The organism is Rhizobium sp. NZLR8, assembly GCF_019685025.1.
GTDB lineage: Bacteria > Pseudomonadota > Alphaproteobacteria > Rhizobiales > Rhizobiaceae > Rhizobium.
Window position 1 is genome coordinate 183,764 of record NZ_JABDVY010000007.1, and the last position, 23,700, is coordinate 207,463.

At 60.2% G+C, this 23,700-nt stretch carries 23 protein-coding genes; 19 read left to right on the forward strand and 4 right to left on the reverse strand.

Features of this window, described 5'->3' with window-relative positions:
* Window positions 1-21 precede the first annotated feature (21 nt).
* The 6 genes from HJB89_RS17755 to clpA all read left to right on the forward strand — a co-directional run bounded on the left by HJB89_RS17755 (window position 22) and on the right by clpA (window position 5,928).
* The gene (locus HJB89_RS17755) at window positions 22-807 is read left to right on the forward strand and encodes an alpha/beta fold hydrolase (protein WP_221139614.1); all 786 of its coding nucleotides are present in this window, start codon (window positions 22-24) and stop codon (window positions 805-807) included.
* A gap of 152 nt (window positions 808-959) precedes the next feature.
* Window positions 960-1,793 carry a serine O-acetyltransferase gene (gene cysE / locus HJB89_RS17760; protein ID WP_207584072.1) on the forward strand — a complete coding sequence of 278 codons (834 nt, stop codon included), beginning with the start codon at window positions 960-962 and terminating at the stop codon, window positions 1,791-1,793.
* A 141-nt stretch (window positions 1,794-1,934) separates the two neighbouring features.
* Window positions 1,935-2,138, forward strand: a complete 204-nt coding sequence (locus tag HJB89_RS17765; protein WP_207584073.1) for a DUF3126 family protein — start codon at window positions 1,935-1,937, stop codon at window positions 2,136-2,138.
* Window positions 2,139-2,411: 273 nt separating this feature from the next.
* The gene (locus HJB89_RS17770; protein ID WP_207584074.1) at window positions 2,412-2,783 is read left to right on the forward strand and encodes a phasin family protein; all 372 of its coding nucleotides are present in this window, start codon (window positions 2,412-2,414) and stop codon (window positions 2,781-2,783) included.
* A 291-nt stretch (window positions 2,784-3,074) separates the two neighbouring features.
* Window positions 3,075-3,425: an ATP-dependent Clp protease adapter ClpS gene (gene clpS / locus HJB89_RS17775; protein ID WP_007628652.1), complete on the forward strand. Its 351-nt coding sequence runs from the start codon at window positions 3,075-3,077 to the stop codon at window positions 3,423-3,425.
* Between the two features lie 10 nt (window positions 3,426-3,435).
* A complete protein-coding gene (clpA, locus tag HJB89_RS17780) occupies window positions 3,436-5,928 on the forward strand; it encodes an ATP-dependent Clp protease ATP-binding subunit ClpA (protein ID WP_207584075.1) in 2,493 nt (830 codons plus the stop codon).
* 96 nt (window positions 5,929-6,024) lie between these two features.
* Here clpA and HJB89_RS17785 read toward each other — a convergent pair whose 3' ends face one another.
* From HJB89_RS17785 to HJB89_RS17800, 4 genes are all read right to left on the reverse strand, one after another.
* Complete coding sequence (locus HJB89_RS17785) at window positions 6,025-6,456, reverse strand: HIT family protein (RefSeq protein ID WP_221139615.1); 432 nt, start codon at window positions 6,454-6,456, stop codon at window positions 6,025-6,027.
* 113 nt (window positions 6,457-6,569) lie between these two features.
* Window positions 6,570-7,760: a GNAT family N-acetyltransferase gene (locus HJB89_RS17790; RefSeq protein WP_221139616.1), complete on the reverse strand. Its 1,191-nt coding sequence runs from the start codon at window positions 7,758-7,760 to the stop codon at window positions 6,570-6,572.
* A gap of 181 nt (window positions 7,761-7,941) precedes the next feature.
* Window positions 7,942-8,661, reverse strand: a complete 720-nt coding sequence (locus tag HJB89_RS17795) for a glycerophosphodiester phosphodiesterase (protein WP_221117279.1) — start codon at window positions 8,659-8,661, stop codon at window positions 7,942-7,944.
* Window positions 8,658-9,128, reverse strand: coding sequence for a RidA family protein (locus HJB89_RS17800; protein ID WP_221117278.1), 471 nt, complete (start codon window positions 9,126-9,128; stop codon window positions 8,658-8,660). The genes HJB89_RS17795 and HJB89_RS17800 overlap by 4 nt, the downstream gene beginning before the upstream one ends.
* A 136-nt stretch (window positions 9,129-9,264) precedes the next feature.
* On the opposite strand from HJB89_RS17800, the gene HJB89_RS17805 reads away from it, so the two are divergent.
* The 13 genes from HJB89_RS17805 to bamA all read left to right on the forward strand — a co-directional run bounded on the left by HJB89_RS17805 (window position 9,265) and on the right by bamA (window position 23,673).
* Window positions 9,265-10,101 (forward strand): cell envelope integrity EipB family protein, encoded by an 837-nt coding sequence (locus HJB89_RS17805; protein ID WP_207584080.1) that lies wholly within the window; start codon window positions 9,265-9,267, stop codon window positions 10,099-10,101.
* Between the two features lie 201 nt (window positions 10,102-10,302).
* Window positions 10,303-11,379 (forward strand): toxic anion resistance protein, encoded by a 1,077-nt coding sequence (locus HJB89_RS17810; protein WP_207584081.1) that lies wholly within the window; start codon window positions 10,303-10,305, stop codon window positions 11,377-11,379.
* A 14-nt stretch (window positions 11,380-11,393) separates the two neighbouring features.
* Complete coding sequence (locus HJB89_RS17815; RefSeq protein ID WP_221150339.1) at window positions 11,394-12,962, forward strand: substrate-binding domain-containing protein; 1,569 nt, start codon at window positions 11,394-11,396, stop codon at window positions 12,960-12,962.
* Window positions 12,963-12,969: 7 nt separating this feature from the next.
* Window positions 12,970-13,587 carry a 5-bromo-4-chloroindolyl phosphate hydrolysis family protein gene (locus HJB89_RS17820; RefSeq protein ID WP_221117276.1) on the forward strand — a complete coding sequence of 206 codons (618 nt, stop codon included), beginning with the start codon at window positions 12,970-12,972 and terminating at the stop codon, window positions 13,585-13,587.
* Window positions 13,587-14,693: a substrate-binding domain-containing protein gene (locus HJB89_RS17825; RefSeq protein WP_207584083.1), complete on the forward strand. Its 1,107-nt coding sequence runs from the start codon at window positions 13,587-13,589 to the stop codon at window positions 14,691-14,693. The genes HJB89_RS17820 and HJB89_RS17825 overlap by 1 nt, the downstream gene beginning before the upstream one ends.
* A gap of 222 nt (window positions 14,694-14,915) precedes the next feature.
* Complete coding sequence (gene rpsB / locus HJB89_RS17830; protein WP_003539287.1) at window positions 14,916-15,683, forward strand: 30S ribosomal protein S2; 768 nt, start codon at window positions 14,916-14,918, stop codon at window positions 15,681-15,683.
* A gap of 238 nt (window positions 15,684-15,921) precedes the next feature.
* Window positions 15,922-16,848, forward strand: a complete 927-nt coding sequence (gene tsf / locus HJB89_RS17835) for a translation elongation factor Ts (protein WP_207584084.1) — start codon at window positions 15,922-15,924, stop codon at window positions 16,846-16,848.
* 95 nt (window positions 16,849-16,943) lie between these two features.
* A complete protein-coding gene (pyrH, locus tag HJB89_RS17840; RefSeq protein WP_007628663.1) occupies window positions 16,944-17,666 on the forward strand; it encodes a UMP kinase in 723 nt (240 codons plus the stop codon).
* A 136-nt stretch (window positions 17,667-17,802) separates the two neighbouring features.
* Entirely contained in the window at window positions 17,803-18,363 is a 561-nt protein-coding gene (gene frr, locus HJB89_RS17845; protein ID WP_164009453.1) for a ribosome recycling factor, read from the forward strand.
* A 37-nt stretch (window positions 18,364-18,400) separates the two neighbouring features.
* Entirely contained in the window at window positions 18,401-19,144 is a 744-nt protein-coding gene (locus HJB89_RS17850) for an isoprenyl transferase (protein ID WP_207584085.1), read from the forward strand.
* Entirely contained in the window at window positions 19,144-19,974 is an 831-nt protein-coding gene (locus HJB89_RS17855; RefSeq protein WP_207584086.1) for a phosphatidate cytidylyltransferase, read from the forward strand. Before HJB89_RS17850 ends, HJB89_RS17855 begins: the two co-directional genes overlap by 1 nt.
* 37 nt (window positions 19,975-20,011) lie before the next feature.
* On the forward strand, window positions 20,012-21,130 hold the full coding sequence (gene rseP / locus HJB89_RS17860; protein WP_259669480.1) for an RIP metalloprotease RseP: 1,119 nt from the start codon (window positions 20,012-20,014) through the stop codon (window positions 21,128-21,130).
* Between the two features lie 203 nt (window positions 21,131-21,333).
* Window positions 21,334-23,673, forward strand: coding sequence for an outer membrane protein assembly factor BamA (gene bamA, locus HJB89_RS17865; protein ID WP_207584087.1), 2,340 nt, complete (start codon window positions 21,334-21,336; stop codon window positions 23,671-23,673).
* Window positions 23,674-23,700: the final 27 nt, after the last annotated feature.

Here is a 23,700-nt window from a genome sequence, read left to right on the forward strand (position 1 = left end):
CGCGCCAAAAAGGAAGACCTGATGAACCTGAATACGCCTGTATTTTCAAGCTTCACCCATGACGGATTGCAGCTCGCCTTCTTTGATGAGGGCGATCCGGCCGGCGAGCCTGTTCTGTTGATCCACGGTTTTGCTTCGACGGCAAACGTCAACTGGGTGCATCCGGGCTGGCTGAAGACGCTTGGCGATGCCGGCTATCGGGTGATCGCCATCGACAATCGCGGCCACGGCGCAAGCGACAAACCGCACGATTCCGAAGCCTATCGCCCCTGGGTGATGGCCGGCGATGCGATCGCGCTGCTGGACCATCTCGGCATTCCGCAAGCCAATGTCATGGGCTATTCGATGGGCGCGCGCATTTCCGTCTTTGCCGCCCTTGCCAATCCGCATCGCGTCCGTTCACTGGTGCTCGGCGGCCTCGGCATCGGCATGACCGACGGCGTCGGCGACTGGGACCCCATCGCCGACGCGCTGCTGGCTCCCTCGCTGGAAGACGTGACGCATGACCGCGGCCGCATGTTCCGCGCCTTCGCCGACCAGACGAAAAGTGACCGCGTCGCTCTCGCCGACTGCATCCGCGGTTCGCGCGATCTCGTTGCCCGCTCGGATATCGCCGGGCTCGACGTGCCGACGCTGATCGGCGTCGGCACCAGGGATGATATCGCCGGCTCGCCGCAGGAATTGGCGGCGCTGATGCCGAATGCCGAAGCGCTCGATATTCCGGGCCGCGATCATATGCTCGCCGTCGGCGACAGGGTTTTCAAGCAGGCGGTATTGGCCTTCTACGCGAGCGTTGCCAGAGGGTGATATTGCCGGTGACATCGGCGCTGACATCATCGTGATGCCGAAAAACCATGCTAAAAAACCATGGCGACGGCACCCATTTATGTTATTGGCGTTTTCCCCTATATATTGGCATTCCGAAAACGGCATTCCGGCTGGCAACGAGGAGAGCGGCGATGGTCGCAAAGACTGACATTCGAGCTTTTGAGACAGGCCAACCGTTGAAGGTGATGGACCCCATCTGGGATAACCTGCGCGAGGAAGCCCGGCTCGCCGCCGAACGAGACCCGGTTCTTGCCGCCTTCCTCTACGCGACGGTGATCAACCATCGTTCGCTCGAGGAATGCGCCATCCATCGCATCTGCGAACGTCTCGATCATCCCGACATACAGGCGACCCTGCTTCGCCAGACCTTCGAGGAAATGCTCCTCGACTGGCCGGAGTGGAGCACCATTCTGCGTGTCGATATCCAGGCCATCTACGACCGCGATCCCGCGTGCCTCCGCTTCATGGAAGCAGTGCTCTATTTCAAGGGCTTCCATGCGCTGCAGACACACCGTCTCGCGCATTGGCTGCTGAACCGCGGCCGTCGTGATTTCGCGCTCTATCTGCAGAGCCGCTCCTCCAGCGTCTTCCAGACCGACATCAATCCGGCCGCTCGTATCGGCAAGGGCATTTTCCTCGATCACGCCACCGGCCTCGTCGTCGGCGAGACGGCGGTTATCGGCGACAACGTCTCGATCTTGCATGGCGTCACGCTCGGCGGCACCGGCAAAGAGGGCGCCGACCGCCATCCGAAGATCGGCAGCGGCGTCATGATCGGTGCTGGCGCAAAGATCCTCGGCAATATCGAGATCGGCTTCTGCTCACGCGTTGCCGCCGGCTCCGTCGTATTGAAGGCCGTTCCGCCCAAAAAGACAGTCGCCGGCGTGCCGGCCAAGGTCGTCGGCGAAGCCGGTTGTTCCGAGCCGTCGCGCAACATGGACCAGGTGATAGGCGCCGATATCTGAGCGGCCGCCGGAGAAAAGGATCGGGTAAAATCGGCGGAAACCGTGCGGGGACAGAAATTGCCATGTGGCAACCTTGCCTTTACACCGCTGCTTTTCCTGTGCAAGAAGCGGCCAATCAAGACCGTTTACGGAGATGACAGAGTGAAGCCTGAAGAAATCAAGAAGCTCGACGCCTATTTCAAACGCACGCTCAACCCGCAGGTCGCCGTCAAGGCGCGTCCGCGCAAGGATGATTCTGCGGAGGTCTATCTCGGCGAAGAATTTCTAGGCCTCGTCTATATCGATGACGAGGACGGCGATCGCTCCTACAACTTTTCGATGGCGATCCTCGACGTCGATCTCTGATCGTGTTCGAATGCGTTCAAAGGACCGAACGGCGCGATCCGTTCGGTCCTTTTTGTTTTTTGGCTGCCGAGCCAAAATTAATTTTAAAGCTTCCGGTTGCAGTGATCTGATATATATTAGCAAAATCAGTTAAAGATGTACGTGCCCCGGCGCGCATCCTTTGTTTTATTATTGCCACACAACTAATGGGAGTGCTGCAGCGCACAAGACTACTTGACTATTTGTGCGTTGCAGCTACCCTGCCGCCATCCCACAGCCTAATGGAGGACGGTCATGTTCAACTTTGACGATGCAAACAGGAAGAGCAAGGAAGCCGTCGATACGGCGCTGAAAACCTATTCCGACACCACCAGGGGCTTCCAGGCGATTGCCGCCGAGGCCACGGACTATTCGAAGAAATCCTTTCAGGACGCGGTGACGCATTTCGAAACCCTGGCTGGCGTCAAGAGCTTCGAAGCCGCTTTCGAACTGCAGAGCAACTACGTCAAGGCATATTTCGAAGGCTTCGTCTCCGAGACAACGAAGCTCAGCGAGATGTATGCCGATCTGGCCAAATCCGCTTACAAGCCCTATGAAGCGCCTGTAGCCGCTGCCGTCGCCAAGACCACCAAGCCGGCGCCGATTTCGACGCCTGCTGCCGCCTGAACTGATTCTGCAGGCGCAACCTGCGCTACATATTGAAAAATGAGGACCGGCTACGCATCTGTAGCCGGTCTTTTTGTTTCCACTTTCGCCGCAACGCCTCCATGGGATCGGCCGGGGACTTTTTTGGTCTTTCCCGTGCATGCCGGCCATTTCTTGATTGCAGTGACTGACAGGGGGCTTAAAATCGGCCTATTATGAACTAAGTTAGTGTTTCAGATATTCGGCGGGAAAAGCACCCTCCCATGCTCCGCCGGATTGCTTGAGGCCGGATTGCTTGAGGAATGAATGACAATGATCGCAAAGCCGATCCGGATGCAGAATGACGGCGAAAGGAACGGGGAGAACGGAAATCGAACCTCGGTCATCACACGCACCAAGCCGAAGACCAAGAAGCCCAATCTCTACCGCGTGCTGCTTTTGAATGATGACTACACTCCCATGGAATTCGTCATCCACATTTTGGAGCGTTTTTTTCAAAAGGATCGTGAAAGTGCCACCCGCATTATGCTCCATGTCCACAACCACGGCGTCGGCGAATGCGGAATATTCACATACGAGGTAGCGGAAACGAAGGTCAGCCAGGTGATGGACTTCGCCCGGCAGCACCAGCATCCGCTGCAATGCGTCATGGAAAAGAAGTGAGGATCTGAACGTGCCAACATTTTCGCCTAGCTTAGAGAAGGCGCTCCATCAGGCACTGACCTTTGCCAATGAGCGGCACCACGAATATGCGACGCTTGAGCATCTGCTGCTCGCCCTGATCGACGATGCCGATGCGGCCGCGGTCATGGGAGCCTGCAATGTCGATCTCGACGCGCTGCGCAAAACGCTCGTCGAATATGTCGATAATGAACTTTCCAATCTGATCACCGGTTATGACGAGGATTCGAAGCCGACCTCCGGCTTCCAGCGTGTCATCCAGCGTGCCGTCATCCACGTGCAATCGTCCGGCCGCGAAGAAGTGACCGGCGCCAATGTGCTCGTTGCGATCTTCGCCGAGCGCGAAAGCCATGCCGCCTATTTCCTGCAGGAGCAGGAGATGACCCGCTACGATGCCGTCAACTATATCTCGCACGGTATCGGAAAGCGCCCGGGTGCTTCGGACGCTCGCCCCCCGCGCGGCGCCGAGGACGAAGCCGAAAGCAGCAAGCCGACGGCCCGCGGCGGCGAGGAAGAGGGCGGCCCCAAGAAGCAGCAGGATGCGCTCAAGGCCTATTGCGTCAATCTCAACGAGAAAGCCAAGGGCGGCAAGATCGACCCGCTGATCGGCCGTCACGCCGAGGTGAGCCGCACCATCCAGATCCTGTGCCGCCGTTCGAAGAATAATCCGCTCTACGTCGGTGATCCCGGCGTCGGCAAGACGGCGATCGCCGAAGGGCTTGCCAAGCGCATCGTCGAAGGCAAGGTTCCGGAAGCGCTGGCCGACGCGACGATTTTCTCGCTCGACATGGGCACGCTGCTCGCCGGCACGCGCTACCGCGGCGATTTCGAGGAGCGCCTGAAGCAGGTCGTCAAGGAACTGGAAGAATATCCGGGTGCCGTGCTCTTCATCGATGAGATTCACACGGTGATCGGCGCCGGCGCCACCTCGGGGGGCGCGATGGATGCATCGAACCTTCTGAAGCCGGCTCTGTCGTCGGGCGCGATCCGTTGCATCGGCTCGACCACCTACAAGGAATATCGCCAGTTCTTCGAGAAGGACCGGGCGCTGGTTCGCAGATTCCAGAAAATCGACGTCAGCGAGCCGTCGATCGAAGATGCGATCGAGATCATGAAGGGCCTCAAGCCCTATTTCGAAGAGTATCACCACCTGCGCTATTCGAACGATGCCATCAAGTCGGCCGTCGAACTTTCGGCCCGCTATATCTCCGACCGCAAGTTGCCGGATAAGGCAATCGACGTCATCGACGAAACCGGTGCGGCCCAGATGCTGCTGCCGCCGTCAAAGCGCCGCAAGCTGATCACCGAAAAGGAGATCGAGGCGACGGTCGCCACGATGGCGCGCATTCCGCCGAAGACCGTCTCCAAAGACGACGAAGCGGTGCTCGCCAATCTCGAGAAGGAACTGCGTTCGGTCGTCTATGGTCAGGATATCGCGATCGAAGCCCTTTCGACCTCGATCAAGCTCGCCCGTGCCGGCCTGCGTGAGCCGAACAAGCCGATAGGTGCTTATGTCTTCTCCGGTCCGACCGGCGTCGGCAAGACCGAGGTGGCAAAGCAGCTGGCATCGTCGCTCGGTGTCGAGCTTCTGCGCTTCGACATGTCGGAATATATGGAGCGGCACACGGTGTCGCGTCTGCTCGGAGCGCCTCCCGGCTATGTCGGCTTCGACCAGGGCGGCCTTCTGACCGACGGCGTCGACCAGCACCCGCATTGTGTGGTGTTGCTCGACGAAATCGAGAAGGCGCATCCCGACATCTACAATATCCTGCTGCAGGTCATGGACCACGGCACGCTGACCGACCATAACGGCAAGAAGATCGACTTCCGTAACGTCATCCTGATCATGACGACGAATGCGGGCGCCTCGGAAATGGCCAAGGCGGCGATCGGATTTGGCTCGTCCAAGCGCACCGGCGAGGACGAGGAGGCGCTGACCCGCCTGTTCACGCCGGAGTTCCGCAACCGTCTCGACGCGATCATTCCTTTCGCGGCGCTGCCGACGGCTGTGATCCACAAGGTCGTACAGAAGTTCATCATGCAGCTGGAGGCCCAGCTTTCCGAAAGGAACGTCACCTTCGACCTGCATGAGGATGCGATCGCCTGGCTTTCGGAAAAGGGTTACGACGAGAAGATGGGCGCCCGCCCGCTTGCCCGCGTCATCCAGGACACCATCAAGAAGCCGCTGGCCAACGAGATCCTCTTCGGCAAGCTGAAGAAGGGTGGCGTCGTCAACGTCACCGTCGGCCCGAAGGAAGACGGCAAGCCGGGCATCGTGCTGGAAGCCATACCGGAGACGGCGCCGATCAAGCCGAAGCCGGAAGCTGAAGTCACCCATCCCGAAGCCGACGACCACGGTGATGGCGAGCTGAAGACGAAGGCGGCCCCTAAGACCCGCGCCAAGGCGGTCCCGCAGGCCGAGCCTGAGGTCCGCGACGCGCCCAAAAAGGGCAGCGCGGTTCCGAAGGTCCCGCGCAAGAAGTGAGCTTTCGTCATTGAATCGGAAAAGGCCGCGTCATCCGCGGCCTTTTCGCATTAAGCTTTTTCCGTTGCCTCCGCCTCGCGTCGGCAGGGGTCGATGTCAGGCCAGCGCCGCCCTGATCTTTTCGGCATTGGCGGCAAGCACGGCGCCATCCTCCATCTTACCGGAATGCGGCTTGAGTGCTGCGCCCTCGTTGCGCGGGATGATGTGGAAATGCAGATGAAACACCGTTTGCCCGGCCGCCGGTTCATTGAACTGGGCGATGAACACGCCGTCGGCGTCGAAGACCTCCTTGACCGCATTGGCGATCTTCTGAACGACGGTAATCGCATGGCTGAGGGTGACTGGATCGGCATCGAGAATATTGCGCGACGCCGCCTTCGGCACGACGAGCACATGGCCCGGCGCCTGCGGCATCACATCCATGAAGGCGATCGTATGCTGGTCCTCATAGATACGGTGCGAGGGGATTTCGCCGCGCAGGATCTTGGCGAAGATATTGTTGTCGTCATAAGCGGCCGGATTGGTCATCGGGAAATCTCCTCATGTCCTCAAGCTTTTTGTTTTGCATGTCGTTATCCCGTAACCGCTGCACACTTCCGGGCGACATGCCGTGATCGGGTAACGCGGCCGGCGAGGCAGCGTCAATCCTCCTGCTGCCGCTCGCCCTTGCGGAATGGGCTGTGCTCACTCAGCACCTCGCTCATCTGTTCGACATCGGCGCGCTCGCGGGCGAGATAGTCGCCGATCGCCCGGCGAAGCCCGGCATGAGCGACATAATGAGCGGAATGTGTCGTCACCGGCAGGTAACCGCGGGCGAGCTTGTGTTCGCCCTGGGCTCCGGCTTCGACCCGTTTCAGCCCTTTCGAAAGCGCGAAGTCGATCGCCTGATGATAGCAGACTTCGAAATGCAGGAAGGGATGCTCCTCGATGCAGCCCCAGTGACGGCCATAGAGCGTATCGCCGCCGATGAAGTTGATCGCGCCGGCGATATAGCGCCCGTTGCGTTTGGCCATCACCAGCAGGATGTCGTCGGCCATGCGCTCGCCGATCAGCGAATAGAATTTGCGGGTGAGGTAGGGCCGGCCCCATTTGCGGCCACCGGTATCCATATAGAATTTGAAGAACTGGTCCCAGATGCGTTCCGTCAGATCGCGGCCGGTCAGCCAGTCGATGCTGATGCCGTTTTCGAGGGCGGCGCGGCGCTCCTTGCGCAACGCCTTGCGTTTGCGCGAAGCCAGCGTTTCGAGAAACTCCTCGTGATTGGCGTAGCCCTCATTGATGAAATGGAACTGCTGGTCGGTGCGGTGCAGATAGCCGTCCATCTCGAAGACGCCAATCTCGTCATCCGGCACGAAGGTGATATGGGCCGAGGAGACGCCAAGACGGCGCACGACCTCCTTCAGGCTTTCGGCGATCGCGCTCTGGACCGGCAGCCGCTGGAGCCCCTCGGCGACAAGCAGACGCGGGCCTGTCGCCGGAGTGAACGGAATGGAGCACTGAAGTTTGGGGTAATACCGACCGCCGGCCCGTTCGAAAGCGTCGGCCCAGCCATGATCGAAGACATATTCGCCCTGGCTGTGGTTCTTGAGGTAGCCGGGCAGGGCGCCGATCAGTTCGCCGCGATCAGTCTCGAGCAGCAGGTGGTGGCCGAGCCAGCCAGTCTCGGCGTCGGCGGAACCCGATTCCTCCAGCGCCGATAAAAAGGCATGCGAAACGAAGGGGTTGTAGGCAAGCGTCGTGCCGCCCTTCGACGCCCCCGAAAGCCTGCCCCAGCTCTGCGGGGAAATCGCGGTGAAGGAGCGTTCTACGCGAATGGTGAGGTCATCGGTCATGGGGCGGATGCGAAGCCTGTGGGAGGGTGGTCTCGGCTCTGCCTTACAGCGCCACGCGTTTTTTCAGACGCGCAAAGGACGCTGTAACACTTTGAGTTGCTGCACAATTTTATCCTTAAATCGATTCCGAACTAAGGAATTATGCAGCAGTCTGCGCATGATCTTGGCCAAAAAGCGAGCGTCAAACCGCCACACGCGGGTCGAAGCCTTCGAAGGTCATCTGATCAGCGTTTGCGAATGTACGCCGGCGCGCCTCTTCGTCACGCACCGTCCAGGTGATGACAGGCATACCCTTTTCGCGTTCACCGGTGATGAACGCATTCGGCAGATCGTCATAATAGTAGGAGATGAAATCGAGACCGATCTCCATCGCCTTCGCATGCGCCTCGAATTCCTCCGGCGTGTTGCCATTGGCCGTCAGCCCAAGCGGGTAGGCTGCGTCAAGCGTCTTCAGATCGCGCAGCAGCCAGTGGTCGAAGCTCATCAGCGCCACCTTGCCTTCATAGTCCTGAAGCACTTCGAGGACGGCTTCGGCGAAACCCTCATCGTCCGCCTCGCGGCCCTTGAGCTCCAGCACTAGCGGCACTTTGCTTTGGACGAGATCGAGGAGCTGGCGCAGCGTCGGCACCTTGTCGGCCGTGCCGCCGACGGCGATCAGCCCGAGTTCCCTGGAGGTGCGCTCGCGGATGTCGCCGGTGAGATTGCAGAGCCGCTGCAGGTCCTCGTCGTGAAAGACGACCGGCACGCCGTCGGAGGCGTAATGCAGGTCGCATTCGATCGCAAAGCCCGCTTCGACGGCGCGCGAGAAGGCCGAAAGCGTATTTTCCCAAACGAGTTTGTTGAGATCGTGATAGCCGCGATGAGCGACCGGCAGGTCCCTGATCCAGGCAGCATTGGTCATTCTGCGATTTCCATGATAGCATCAATCTCGACAGCGGCATTGAGCGGCAGGGCGGCCATGCCGACGGCGGCACGCGCATGTTTGCCGGCCTCGCCGAGCACGCCGGCAATCAGGTTAGAAGCACCGTTGATGACGAGATGCTGCTCGACGAAATCGGGCGCCGAAGCGACGAAGCCGTTCAGCTTGATGACCCGCAGGATACGGCCGAGATCACCGCCAAGTGCCGCCTTCGCCTGCGCAAGGATGTTGATGGCGCAGAGTTCGGCGCCGCGCTGCCCCGCGGCAACGTCAACGGTCTTGCCGAGATGGCCCGAAACGGCGATCTTGCCGCCTTCGAGAGGCAGCTGACCGGAGATGTAGAGAAGATTGCCGCTGATGACATAGGGAACGTAATTTGCAGCAGGTGCTGCGGCTTCGGGCAGGGTTATCCCCATCTCAGTCAGGCGCTTTGCAATTTCATCGGACATTTTCGGCTCCGCTTTTGTTGTCAATTCTTCAAAAATTATGCATCAAGACTAGAATCTTTAATATGACAGGTTCGAGCCTCGATTTGGCCGAAAGCGTTCTTATAACATCGCGACCGAGTCCAACAGGAGTTAATGAATGTTCCGATCGAGTCTTGTCGCTCTGCTTCTCGCCAGTGTTTCCGCCAATGCATGGGCGGCTGCGCCCGCGGTAAGCGCTGCGATCGCGACCGGCCTCGTCGCACATCGCGCCGTCTACGATCTGGAATTGAAGGACGCCTCGGACCGCTCTGGCATCGCCGGCATGTACGGTCGCATGGTTTATGAGTTCGACGGCAGCTATTGCCAGGGCTTCACCACCAATTTCCGCTTCGTGACGCAGATCGACACCGGCGACAGCGTCCGCGTCAGCGACCAGCAGACCAAGACCTTTGAAAACCTCAAGGACGGCCAGTTTACCTTCGACACCAAATCCTTCACCGACGAACAGCTCGACAAGGAGGTCAACGGTGCGGCTCAGGATCAGCCGGATGGCGTCAAGGTCGATCTCAAGCAGCCGTCGAGCCGCGAGCTCCAGCTTGCTGAAAGCCGCTTTCCCACCGAACATATGCTCGACGTGATCCAGAACGCCAAGGACGGCAAGCGCTTCTTCGAGGCCCGCGTTTTCGACGGCTCAGATGACGGCGACAAGTCGCTGGTGACGACGACGATCGTCGGCAAGCAGGAGACCCCTGTTGCCGAGGAGGCCGACGCCGGCAATGCCGGCGCCTTCTCCAAGACCGCCTTCTGGCCGGTGACGATTGCCTATTTCAACGAGAATGCGAAATCCGATGCTTTGCCGGTCTACCGCATGTCCTTCAAGCTCTATGAGAACGGCATCACCCGCGACCTGACAATGGATTACGGCGATTTCGTCCTGACCGGCAAGCTCGCCAAGCTGGAGCTGCTCGACCGCAAGGCCGAGGCGTGCAAGTAAGCCTGCAGGTTTTTCGACTGTCATAAAACTGTATCATAAAGTTCATTATGGTGCGGCGACCAGCGATGATTGAGTCGCCATCTGTCGTCCTGCTCTTCCGGTCGGTGCGATCCTAGCGGCCAATTTCTCGTGATGAGGCCTGTTCATTGCGAAAATGGGCCTCCAGACGATTACCTGCCGCAAGCCTGGAAAGCCCGACCGATGGCCGATACCGATCTAGCGACTATTCACAACGCCGCCCTGCCGGTTGCTGCCGCCGATCCGGCGGAAATTGCCCGCATTTCCGACAGCATCAATATGACCGATCGCGCCGGCATCTCCGTCTATGGCGAACGCGCCCAGCAGACGGTCAGCGATTATGCCGACCGGATCCTGCGCGAGGTCCGCAACAAGGATCTCGGTGAGATCGGTCGCCTGCTAAGTGACATCATCCTCAAGTCCAAGGGCCTCGACCCGGCATCGTTGAAGGATAAGGGGTTCCTCAGCCGCATATTCCTCTCCGCACAGGCCCGGCTCGAGCGGTTCAAGGCGGAATTCGAGGACGTGGCCGGTCAGATCGACCGGATCGGCCTCGAACTCGACCGTCACAAGGATACGCTGCGGCGCGACATCGCGCTGCTCGACGACCTGCACGAAGAAACCAGGCAGTCGATCATGCGGCTCGAGGCTTATGTCCAGGCCGGCAAAGCTTTTGCAGAGCGCTTTCGCAGCGTCGAGCTGCCGAGGCTGAAGGCTGAAGCCGAGGCGGCCGCGACTGGCCCCGGCGGTGGCATGCTGGAAGCGCAAACCTATCAGGACAGCTTGCAGGCGCTCGACCGGCTGGAGAAGCGGGTTTTCTACCTCCAGCAGGCGCGTCAGCTCGGCATTCAGCAACTGCCGCAGATCCGCATCGTCCAGGCGGGCGACGAGACGCTGATCGAGAACCTGCAGGCGACCTCGGCGCTGACGGTGCCGGCCTGGAAACAGAAGATGGTGATCCTGCTCGGGCTGACGCGGCAGAAATCGGCGCTTGAGCTGCAGAAGGCGGTGACCGACGCCACCAACGACATGATCCGCCAGGCATCCGAGATGATGAAGGACCAGGCAATCGCGATAGAGCAGCAATCGCAACGCGGTATCGTCGATATCGATACGCTCGCCAAGGCGAACAGGGATTTGATCGACACGATATCGGGCGTGCTGCAGGTTCAGGAGGAGGGGCGCCGGAAACGGGCGCAGGCCGAGCAGCAGATGGAGCAGATGACGATCGAACTCAAGACGGCGATGACCAAGGCGTGATCGACAGGACGACGATGCGAGCACTGCTTTCAGGCCTGGCGCTTCTTGCCGCTCTGGCTCTTGCCGGCTGCAATCCCTTCGCTCAGGGACCGAATTTCTCGATCGTCTCGGGATCGGAGAATACCGTTCTGCAGCCGATCGTCGAGGAATTCTGCAAGCAGAAGAATGCGACCTGCACCTTCAAATATGAAGGCACGCTCGATATCGGCCTGGCGCTGCAGAGCGACCAGGGCGTCGAGCAAGATGCGGTGTGGCCGGCCTCCAGTGTCTGGGTCGACATGTTCGACACCAGGCGCCGCGTCAAGAGCCTCACCTCGATCGCCCAGACGCCGGTGGTATTGGGCGTGCGCAGGTCGAAGGCCGAGCAGCTCGGCTGGATCGGCAGGGATGTGTTCATGAAGGACATTCTCGCCGCCGTCGAAAACGGATCGCTGAAATTCCTGATGACATCGGCGACGCAATCCAACTCCGGCGCCAGCGCCTATCTTGCCATGCTGTCGAGCGCACTCGGCAACAAGCCGGTGATCGAACCCGGCGATCTCGACGACAGAGCAGTCCAGGAGAGCGTCCGCTCGCTGCTTTCAGGTGTCGTGCGCTCGTCCGGCTCGTCCGGCTGGCTTGCCGATCTCTACGTCGCATCCGCCGGCAAGGGCACGGTCTACGACGCTATGTGGAACTACGAAGCGGTGCTGAAGGAAACCAACGACAAGCTTGCCGCCTTGTCGCAGGAACCGCTTTACGCGATCTATCCGGCCGACGGCGTTGCCATGGCGGATTCGCCGATCGGTTTCGTCGATCATGGCCGCGGGCCGGAAGTCCAGACCTTCTTCAACGATCTGCTCGCCTATCTCGGCTCTGCTCCCGTACAGCAGCGCATCGCCGATACTGGCCGGCGCATTCCGCTGACCGGCGTTGCCGCAAAGCCGGAACCAGGCTGGAATTTCGATCCGACCCGGCTGGTGACCGCGATCCGCATGCCGGAGCCTGGTGTCATCCGCCAGGCGCTCACCCTTTATCAGGCAGCACTGCGCAAGCCGTCCCTGACCGCGCTCTGCATCGATTTTTCCGGCTCGATGCAGGGCGACGGCGAGGACCAGTTGCAGAAGGCGATGCGTTTCCTGCTGACGCCCGACGAAGCGAGCAAGGTGCTGGTGCAATGGTCGCCCGCCGACCAGATCATCGTCATTCCCTTCGACGGCAGCGTGCGCAACACCTTCATGGCAAGCGGAAACCCGCTGGAGCAGCAAGGGCTGCTGAACGAGATTTCCCGGCAGAAGGCGGATGGCGGCACGAACATGTATGCCTGCGCCGAACGGGCCCTGCAGCAGATCGCCAGAACCGACAAGCTCTCGACGTATCTGCCGGCGATCGTCATCATGACCGACGGCAGGTCCGACGATCAAAGCCGGGCCTTCATGAGCGAATGGATCGCGATGGAGCCGCACGTGCCGATCTTCGGCATCACCTTCGGCGACGCCGATAAAACCCAGCTCGACAGCCTTGCCAGGCAGACGTCGGCGCGCGTGTTCGACGGTGGTTCGGACCTCGCCACCGCCTTCCGCACCGCACGCGGCTATAATTAGGACCGGCATGCGCAACTGGCTCGGCAATGATGGCAACTGGATCGTGGCGGGATTGGCGGCGGCAATCACCGTGCCACTGCTCAGTTTCATCGCCGGCATGCCATTCTGGATCGCCGCCATCATCGCCCTTCTGCTGTTTGCCGGCCTCGTCATTCTTCTGGCGCCGCGCCGGCTGTTCGAAGGCCTCGATATCAAGAGCATCGGCAGCGGCCGCGTCGCCTTTGCCCGCGACCTGCTGGAGGCCGCGATTCCCTTTGCCCAGAGGCTGGAGACCGCCGCCGACGCGATAGGCGATCGAAAGACGGCAACCGCCGTCCGGCATCTTGCCGAAATCGCCGCCGATGTCTTTCGCAAGGTCGAGGCCAAGCCCGAAAGCGCCAATGCCGTGCGGCGATTCCTCTCCTATTATCTGCCGCGCGCTGCCGAGGTGGCGGAAGGTTCTGCAGTCATCGAGGCTAAACGTGTTCCCGACCCCAAGCAGCTGGAGGAGGTCCGTGCCGTGTTGGTCAAGCTCGAAGAGGCCTTCGTCCATTATGCCGACAGCCTGATCGATGAGGCGCTGCATACACTCGACACCGATCTGCGCCTCATTCAGGCTTCGCTCAAAGAGGATATCGGACGTTGATGGCTCTTTCTCGCCGCGCTTTTGGAGTGGGATTGCTCGGAGCCGGCATCGTCGGCACCGGCGGTTATTTCGCCGTCAAGGACCGGCCCGAACTGCAGGGCCTGCTCGGCACCCGCACGACGCTGTTCGGCTTCGTCGGCGGCGAGAAGGAGGCATTCCTCTCCGACCCCGACGTCATCAGGGCGCTCGGCGGATACGGCTTGACGGTGGACAGCCGCGTCGCCGGCTCGGTCGAGATGGTTCGTGAACAGGCGTTGCTGTCGCAGCATCCGCAATTCCTCTGGCCGTCCTCTTCGATCATGGTCGATATCGCCAGGCAGAACGGCATCGGTATCCGCAACGACCGCGTTGTGCTGAACACACCGATCGTCGTCTATTCCTGGCAGCCCGTGGTCGATGGGTTGATCAAAGCGGGATTGGTCACGGTGACGAACGAAGGCCATCATCAGCTCGATCTCAAGGCGCTGCTCGACGCAATCCTCGCCGGCGTCGACTGGTCGAAACTCGGCGTCAATTCTCTTTACGGCCGCGCCCGCATCGTCTCGACCGATCCCAACCGCTCCAATTCCGGCTTCATGTTCGCAGGCCTCGTGCTCAGCCTTTTCAGCGGCAATGTCGCGACATCTGGCGATCTTGCCGCTTTCGGCGGCAAGGTGCAGGCGATCTTCCGCAACATGGGCTTCAAGTCACCGTCGTCAGGCAAACTTTTCGATCAGTATCTCGCAGGCGGCCTCGGCGGCGAGCCGATGATCGTCGGTTATGAGAACCAGCTGGTAGAATGGATTCTTGCCGATCCCGCGCGCTGGGAGCGCATCAAGGCAAGCGCGGGCGCAAAGCCGGTGGTGCTCTATCCGCGTCCGACCGTCTATTCGGCGCATCCGCTGATTGTCGTCGATGAGAACGCCAACCGGCTGATCGAAGCGCTGGTGAGCCCGAAGCTGCAGGAACTTGCCTGGACGGGACACGGCTTCCGCGGCCCCCTTGGGACCGCCACCGGTAACGCCGACAGCGCAATCGGCAGCCTGCTGCCGGCCGAGATCGATGCCATCCTGCCGATGCCCGACGCCGGCGTCATGCTGTCGTTACTGCCGACGCTGGCAAGCTGACCGGCGGCTTTCGCAGGAGCAGAGGTCCCGGGACCGGGCGCACAAACCGGGATTTTTCGGCGTAAGCCTTGCTTTTGCGACAAAACGAATGTATGGGCACCGCATTCCACACGTAAGGCATGGGATTGTCCGGGAGAAATCCGGATCGTTCCGCCCGGTGGCATCTTCGAAGAGGATGCTGTTCGCCTTGCGGAGGTTCAACCGGAAAAGGATAACAAAGGCATGGCATTGCCCGATTTTTCTATGCGCCAGCTTCTCGAAGCAGGCGTCCACTTCGGCCACCAGACGCACCGCTGGAACCCGAAGATGAAGCCGTATATCTTCGGCGATCGTAATAACATCCACATCATCGACCTGGCTCAGACCGTTCCGATGCTGTCGCGCGCCCTGCAGGTCGTCAGCGACACCGTTGCCCGCGGCGGTCGCGTTCTCTTCGTCGGCACCAAGCGCCAGGCGTCTGAGATCATCGCCGACAGCGCCAAGCGTTCGGCCCAGTACTACGTCAACTCGCGTTGGCTCGGCGGCATGATGACGAACTGGAAGACGATCTCCAATTCGATTCAGCGCCTGCGCAAGCTCGATGAGATCCTGAACGGCGAAGCCCAGGGCTTCACCAAGAAGGAACGTCTGAACCTCGAGCGCGAGCGTGAAAAGCTCGACAAGGCCCTCGGCGGCATCCGCGATATGGGCGGCACGCCCGACCTGATGTTCATCATCGACACCAACAAGGAAAAGATCGCGATCGACGAAGCCAAGCGCCTCGGCATCCCGGTCGTTGCCATCATCGATTCGAACTGCGACCCGGACCTGATCGACTATCCGATTCCGGGTAACGACGACGCATCGCGCGCTATCGCTCTCTATTGCGAGCTGATCTCCCGCGCTGCCATCGACGGCATTGCCCGTCAGCAGGGCTCTTCCGGCCGTGATCTCGGCGCGTCCTCAGAAGTTCCGGTCGAGCCGGCTCTCGAGGAAGCAGCCGAAGGCTGATGAAAGCGGGCGGATCGGAAGGTCCGCCAAAGCTTGCATGACTGGAAAGGCCGCTCGCGACTCATCGAAGTTCGGCGGCCTTGCCTGTTTCAGGGCGAGGGCATCAGGCTCTTTGCCAGATAAGTTTCGGTATGACGCGTCTTCATCACGCTGTCATACATACAGGTACATTTCGTGCCTCAATCCGGTGCCGCGCCGCGCTTTGCGGCCCACCGTATGAACCGACAAGAGGAAGCTAATGAGCGAGATTACGGCTGCAATGGTGAAGGAACTGCGCGAAAAGACCGGCGCAGGCATGATGGACTGCAAGAAGGCCCTTGCTGAGACCGGCGGCGACATGGAAGCGGCGATCGACTGGCTGCGCGCCAAGGGCATCGCCAAGGCTGACAAAAAGTCGGGCCGCACTGCCGCTGAAGGCCTCATCGCCGTTTCCAGCCAGGGCACCAAGGCAGTCGTCGTCGAAGTCAACTCCGAAACCGACTTCGTCGCCCGTAACGATGCCTTCCAGGATCTCGTCCGCGGCATTGCCAAGGTCGCCGTCTCCACCGACGGCACCGTCGACGCCGTTGCGGCTGCGACCTACCCGGCATCCGGCAAGTCCGTTTCGGACACTATCAAGGATGCGATCGCAACGATCGGCGAGAACATGAACCTGCGCCGCTCGGTCGCGCTCTCCGTCGAGGACGGCGTCGTCGCCACCTATATCCACAATGCTGTTTCCGACGGCCTCGGCAAGCTCGGCGTTCTCGTTGCCCTGAAGTCGACCGGCGACAAGGAAGCTCTGAACGCAATCGGCCGTCAGGTCGCCATGCACATTGCCGCGACTGCGCCGCTGGCGATCCGCCCTGAGGAAGTCGATGCCGCCGTCGCCGAGCGCGAGCGCAACGTCTTCATCGAGCAGTCGCGCGCTTCCGGCAAGCCTGACAACATCATCGAGAAGATGGTCGACGGCCGCATGCGCAAGTTCTTCGAGGAAGTCGCCCTTCTCTCGCAGGCTTTCGTCATCAATCCCGATCTCACGGTCGCAGCCGCCGTCAAGGAAGCCGAAAAGGCCGTCGGCGCGCCGATCGAAGTCGCCGGCATGGCCCGCCTTCTGCTCGGCGAAGGCGTCGAGAAGGAAGAGACCGATTTCGCAGCCGAAGTCGCGGCTGCCGTCAAGGGTTGATCTTCCAGCCATAATTGGGAAAACACCAGGGCATCGCGTGACAACGCGGTGCCCTTCGTGTATCGGGCATTCACGGCAATTTACGAGGAGCCAAGATGTCTATAGAGCCTGTCTATAAACGCGTTCTACTCAAGGCTTCCGGCGAAGCGCTCATGGGTAGCCAGGGCTTCGGGATCGATGTTGCGGTGGCAGACCGCGTTGCATCCGACATCGCCGAGGCAAGGCATATGGGCGTGGAAGTCGGCGTCGTCGTCGGTGGCGGCAATATCTTCCGCGGTGTCGCGGTAGCGTCCAAGGGCGGCGACCGGGTCACCGGCGACCACATGGGGATGCTCGGCACCATCATCAACGCGCTGGCGCTGGCGACCTCGCTGCGCAAGCTGAACATCGATACGGTGGTGCTCTCGGCCATCTCCATGCCCGAGATCTGCGAGAGCTTTTCGCAGCGCGCAACCCTCTATCATCTGTCGATGGGACGCGTGGTGATCTTTGCCGGCGGCACCGGAAACCCCTTCTTCACCACCGATTCGGCCGCAGCACTGCGGGCTGCTGAAATGGGCGCGGAAGCGATCTTCAAGGGCACGCAGGTGGATGGGATCTATACCGCCGACCCGAAGAAATATCCCGATGCGACTCGCCTCGACCGCCTGACGCACCAGGAAGTGCTGGACAGGGGGCTTGCGGTGATGGACGTTGCCGCCGTCGCGCTCGCCAGAGAGAATTCCATTCCGATCATCGTCTTCTCGATCCATGAGAAAGGCGGTTTTGCTGAAATCTTGACGGGGGGTGGCCTCAAGACCATCGTCTCCGACAACTGATATAAGCTGCGCCGCTTGATCAGGCGCAGCCCCTCGCTGGAACATGGTGATTTAGGCCCGGTTGGTCTGAAATCTGAATCACGTTGCGGCAAGCGAATCTGAAAGATAGCGACGCGCTTTATACGGGAGCATCGACATGAGTGAAGGTATCGACATCAAGGAACTGAAGCGCCGCATGGACGGCGCGGTTTCGGCATTCAAGAGCGATATCGCATCGCTGCGCACCGGCCGTGCTTCGGCCAACATCCTCGATCCGGTGACGATCGAGGCCTATGGTTCGCGTATGCCGCTGAACCAGGTCGCCAACATCACTGTGCCCGAGTCGCGCATGCTGTCGGTTTCCGTCTGGGACAAGTCGATGGTCAGCGCCGTCGAGCGCGGCATCCGCGAATCCAATCTCGGCCTCAACCCGATCGTCGACGGCCAGAGCCTGCGTATTCCGTTGCCTGAGCTGAACGAGGAGCGCCGCAAGTCGCTCGTCAAGGTGGCTCACGACTATGCCGAAAAGAGCAAGGTCGCGATTCGACATGTTCGCCGCGATGGCATGGACGGCCTTAAGAAGGCCGAAAAGGATAGCGTAATCGGCCAGGACGAGGGCAGGGCGCAGTCGGAACGTGTACAGAAGATGACGGACGAGACGATTTCCGAAATCGACCGCTTGCTTGGCGAGAAGGAAAAGGAAATCATGCAGGTCTAGTGGATCTGTGCCTTTGCCTGGAAAGACCGGACGGGAAATGTCGGAATCTGTATTTGTGACTGTGCCAGAGCATGTTGCCATCATCATGGACGGCAATGGACGTTGGGCCAAGCAGCGCGGCCTGCCGCGGACAATGGGCCACCGCAAGGGCGTCGAGGCGGTGCGCGAGACAGTACGCGCCGCCGGCGCGGCCGGCATAAAATATCTGACCCTCTTTGCCTTCTCCTCGGAGAACTGGCGCCGGCCGGAGGCCGAAGTCTCCGATCTGCTCGGTCTGTTGAAGGCCTTCATCCGGCGCGACCTCGCCGAACTCCATCGCCAGAACGTCCGCATCAAGGTGATCGGCGACCGCCACAGCCTGCGTAGCGACATTCTCGGCCTGCTGCTGGAGGCGGAGGAAACCACTAAGGACAATACGGCGCTGACACTGGTCATTGCCTTCAATTACGGTTCGCGCGACGAGATCTCCCGGGCTGTGGTGAGCCTGGCGAGGGATGTCGAGGCCGGCCGCCTGAGGGCGCAGGATATCACCCCCGCGCTGATCAACGCCCGTCTCGATACGGCGGGCATCCCCGATCCGGATCTCATCATCCGCACCAGCGGCGAGGAGCGGCTTTCCAACTTCCTGCTTTGGCAGGCCGCCTACTCAGAATTCATCTTCGTTCCGGAATACTGGCCGGATTTCAGCCCTGAGATCTTCCGCTCGGCGCTCGAGAAGTTCGCCTCTCGCGACCGGCGCTTCGGCGGTCTGTCGTCGCAGGCAGCCGCGGTTGGCACCTGATGCAGCAGGAATTGAAGCTCCGCATCGTTTCAGGACTGATTCTTGCGGCCATCGTTCTTGCAGCCACCTGGTATGGCGGGTTTGCCTTCCGCATTTTGGCGGCGGTGATCGGCCTACTGATCTATTATGAATGGTCGACAATCACCGGCATCGCGCGTGATTGGGTCGCCAATACAGTCGGCTGGATCGGCCAGGCGGCGATCGCCTTCCTCGTGCTTATCGGCAATTTCGAATTCGCCGCCGGCATGCTGGCCGGCGTCACTGCTGTCGGCATAGCGCTGATCATCCTGCATGGCACCAGCCGCTGGCTGCCGGTGGGCCTGTTTTATGCCGGTGCCACCGGCCTGGCGCTCGCTGCGATCAGAAGCGACGACCGGCCTGGCTTTTACGCGATGCTCTTCGTCTTTGCCGTCGTCTGGGCAACCGACATCCTTGCTTATTTCGTCGGCAGGGCGCTTGGCGGACCGAAGCTTGCCCCTTCGATCTCGCCGGGAAAAACATGGTCGGGCGCAATCGGCGGCGCCGTTTCGGCGGTCGCAGCCGGTGTGGTTCTCGTCCATTTTCTTCTTCCGGGCGCTGAAATCATCGCCGCGGTCGCAGCACTCGTTCTTTCGGTTTGCAGCCAGTCGGGAGATCTGTTCGAATCTTTCATCAAGCGAAAATTCGGCGTCAAGGATTCAAGCCGTCTCATTCCGGGTCATGGCGGCGTCATGGATCGGGTAGACGGACTGATTTTTGCCTGTTTTTCGGCGTTCTTGCTTGCTGGATTATTTTCCCTGATAAAGGGGACTGCGATGACGTCGCTCGGCGCGGCATTGTTCGGCCTTTGATAACGCCGCAGCCTGACGGAAGGAACTGATAGAAGTGATGGCCGATATATACGCATTCCTAATGGGGAATATCGTCACCTTCATCCTCGTGCTTTCGTTGCTTGTCTTCGTGCACGAGATGGGCCATTACCTCGTCGGGCGCTGGAGCGGTATCCGCATCCTTGCCTTCTCAGTCGGTTTCGGTCCGGAAATATTCGGCTTCACCGACCGTCATGGAACGCGCTGGAAGATCTCGGTGATCCCGCTTGGCGGTTACGTCCGTTTTTTCGGCGACGAGGACGCCTCGAGCAAGCCCGACACCGACAAGATCGCCGCCATGTCCGAGGAGGATAGGGCGCGCTCCTTTGCCGGAGCAAAGTTGTGGAAACGTGCAGCGACGGTTGCCGCCGGCCCGATCGCCAATTTCTTGCTGGCGATCGCCATCTTCACCGTTCTTTTCTCGGTCTACGGCCGCTCGGTCGCCGATCCCGTCGTTGCCGAGGTCAAACCGGATGGCGTGGCGGCTGCCGCCGGCATCCTTCCCGGCGATCTCTTGGTCGCCATCGACGGCGGCAAGGTCGAGACTTTCGATGACGTGCGCCGCTATGTCGCTATCCGCCCGAGCCAGACGATCGTCGTCACCATCGAGCGCGGCGGTCAGAAGCTCGACTTGCCGATGGTGCCGCAACGCGTCGACACGACCGACCAGTTCGGCAACAAAATCGAGCTCGGCCAGATCGGCATCGTCACCAACAAGGAGGTCGGCAATTTCCGCCTGCAGACCTATACGCCGCTCCAGGCGCTGCGTGAGAGTGTGATCGAGACCCGGGACATCGTCACCGGCACCTTCAAATATATCGGCAATATTTTTCGCGGAACGATGCGGGCCGATCAACTGGGCGGGCCGATCCGTGTGGCGCAAGCTTCGGGCCAGATGGCAAAGCTTGGTATAGGGGCAGTGTTGCAGCTCGCCGCCATGCTTTCGGTTTCGATAGGATTGCTTAACCTGATGCCGGTTCCGGTACTTGATGGCGGCCACCTGATGTTCTATGCGGTGGAAGCGGTGAGAGGAAAACCGCTGGGCGCCAAGGCTCAGGAAATCGCATTTCGCATTGGCTTGGCGATGATATTAACATTGATGGTTTTCACGACCTGGAACGACATTGGCCTGAGCTAAGGGTAAACGCGCAAGGCAGAGGAATTACTATTTATTTACGATGTTTCAAGGCTGTAGTGGCGAATGGGTCACGCTTCGAAATGAAGTAAACAGAAATTAACGACCTCCCTTGCTTGTATGTCAAAAGCGGGTAAAACGACACACGTGACCGGAATCGGGTTCTCTCGAGGCCGGGGACGAGGGAAAAAAAGGTAATAGGTGAAATGAAGGCTGGTTCAAAGTTTTTGAACGCAGTATCGGCGGTTGCGCTGTCTGCTAGTGTTGTTGCTTCGGGCGCAGGTGCTTTGACGTTCGTTTCTGCTACGGCCGCTGAGGCCGCGGTCATCCAGCGCATCGATGTGCGCGGCGCAAGCCGCGTTGGCGCGGAAGCCGTCCGGTCGAACCTCACCATCGCTCCCGGAAAGAGTTTTTCGAACACCGATATCGATGAATCGGTCAAGCAGCTCTACGGGACGGGCTACTTCTCCGACGTCAAGATTTCGGTCTCCGGAAGCACGCTGGTCGTCAACGTCCAGGAGGCCCAGCTCGTCAATCAGGTCGTCTTCAACGGCAATCGCAAGATCAAGGACGACAAGCTCGCCACCATTGTCCAGACCCATGCCGCCGGCCCCTACAGCGACACCCAGATCCAGTCCGACATCCAGTCGATCAAGGATGCCTACGCCGCCACCGGCCGCAGCGAGGTCGAGGTGACCACGCAGGTGGTGCCGCTCGGCGAAGGCCGCGTCAACCTTGCCTTCGTCATCAACGAGGGCGACCGCACCAAGATCGATTCGATCAACTTCGTCGGTAACAATGCCTACAGCGCCGGCCGTCTGGCTGCCGTCATTGCTACCAAGCGTTCGAACTTCCTGTCGTTCCTGACCCGCAAGGATGTCTATAACGAAGATAAGCTTCATGCCGACGAGGAAGCGCTGCGCCAGTTCTATTACAATCGCGGCTACGCCGACATGCGCATCGTCTCTTCCGATGCGACCTTTGACGACGCGACCAACAAATACACGCTCACCTTCAATATCGAGGAAGGCCAGCGTTACGACTTCGGACCGGTGACCGTCCAGTCGACCGTCGAAGGCGTCGGTTCCGAGCAATTGCAGCCGCTCGTGCGCACCCACGAAGGTCAAGTCTACAACGCCAAGGAAGTGCAGAAGTCGATCGAAGCGATCTCCGATCAGGTCGCGTCTGCCGGTTATCCCTTTGCGCGCGTCACGCCACGCGGCAACCGCGACCTCAACAACAACACGATCGGTGTCGAATATCTGGTCGACCAGGGCGAGCGCGCCTATGTCGAGCGCATCGAGATCCGTGGCAACAGTCGCACGCGCGATTACGTGATCCGCCGCGAATTCGACATGAGCGAAGGCGACGCCTTCAACCAGCAGATGATCACCAAGGCCAAGCGCCGCCTCGAAGCGCTTGGTTACTTCTCCTCCGTCAATATCTCCACCCAGCCGGGCAGCTCGCCGGATCGCGTTGTGGTGGTCGTCGACGTGCAGGATCAGTCCACCGGTTCCTTTGGTGTCGGCGCGGGTTATGCCGCAGGCGGCGATGGTCTGCTGCTGGAAGCATCCATCGAGGAAAAGAACTTCCTTGGCCGCGGTCAGTACATCCGCATCTCGGCCGGCGGCGGTCAGGAAGGGTCGCGCGCCTACGGCCTTAGCTTCACCGAACCCTATTTCCTCGGTTATCGTCTGGCGGCCGGTTTCGACGTCAACCACAGCGAAACGTCGAGCAACGACAACTACGACTACCAGGAAACCAGCGTCGTCCTGCGCGTCACCGCGCCGATCACCGAGGACCTGGCGACGACGTTCCGCTATAATTACAAGCAGATGAAGTATGACGCGAATAACAACGATCTTGCCGACCTGTCCGCTCCGTATCAGCATCTCGTTGAGGACAGCCCGTGGACACGTTCTTCCGTCTCCCAGACGCTGACCTACAACACGCTTGACGATACGGTCCTGCCACGCGAAGGCATCTATGCGACGGCGACGCAGGAACTTGCCGGCCTCGGCGGCGACTCGCAATTCTACAAGATCTACGGCAAGGCCCGTTATTACCGTCTGCTCGCTGACGATGCCGATATCATCGGCTCGGTTTCTGCTTCGGCGGGTTATGTCGTCGGCTTCGGGGAGCACCTGAACGTCTTCGATCAGTTCACCCTGACCAACGGCGATATTCGTGGCTTTGAAAACAAGGGTATCGGCCCGCGCGTTTCCGGCACCAACGACGATCCGCTGGGCGGTACGACTTATTTCACGGCATCGGCCGAAGCGACCTTCCCGATGCCGGGCTTCCCGCGTGACTTCAACCTGCGCGGCGCGGTTTTTGCCGACGCCGGTACGTTGTTCGGCAACGACGTTGACCTGAGGGGCGACGGCATCGACGGCGAAGACGCCTCTCTGCGCGCTTCCGTCGGTGTCGGTGTGGTCTGGCAGTCTCCCTTCGGTTCATTGCGCCTGGATTACGCGATCCCGGTTCTCAAGGAAGACTTCGACAAAACGCAGAACTTCAAGTTTGGCATCAACAACCAATTCTGATATCGGCAGTCCGGAACTGTAAGACTC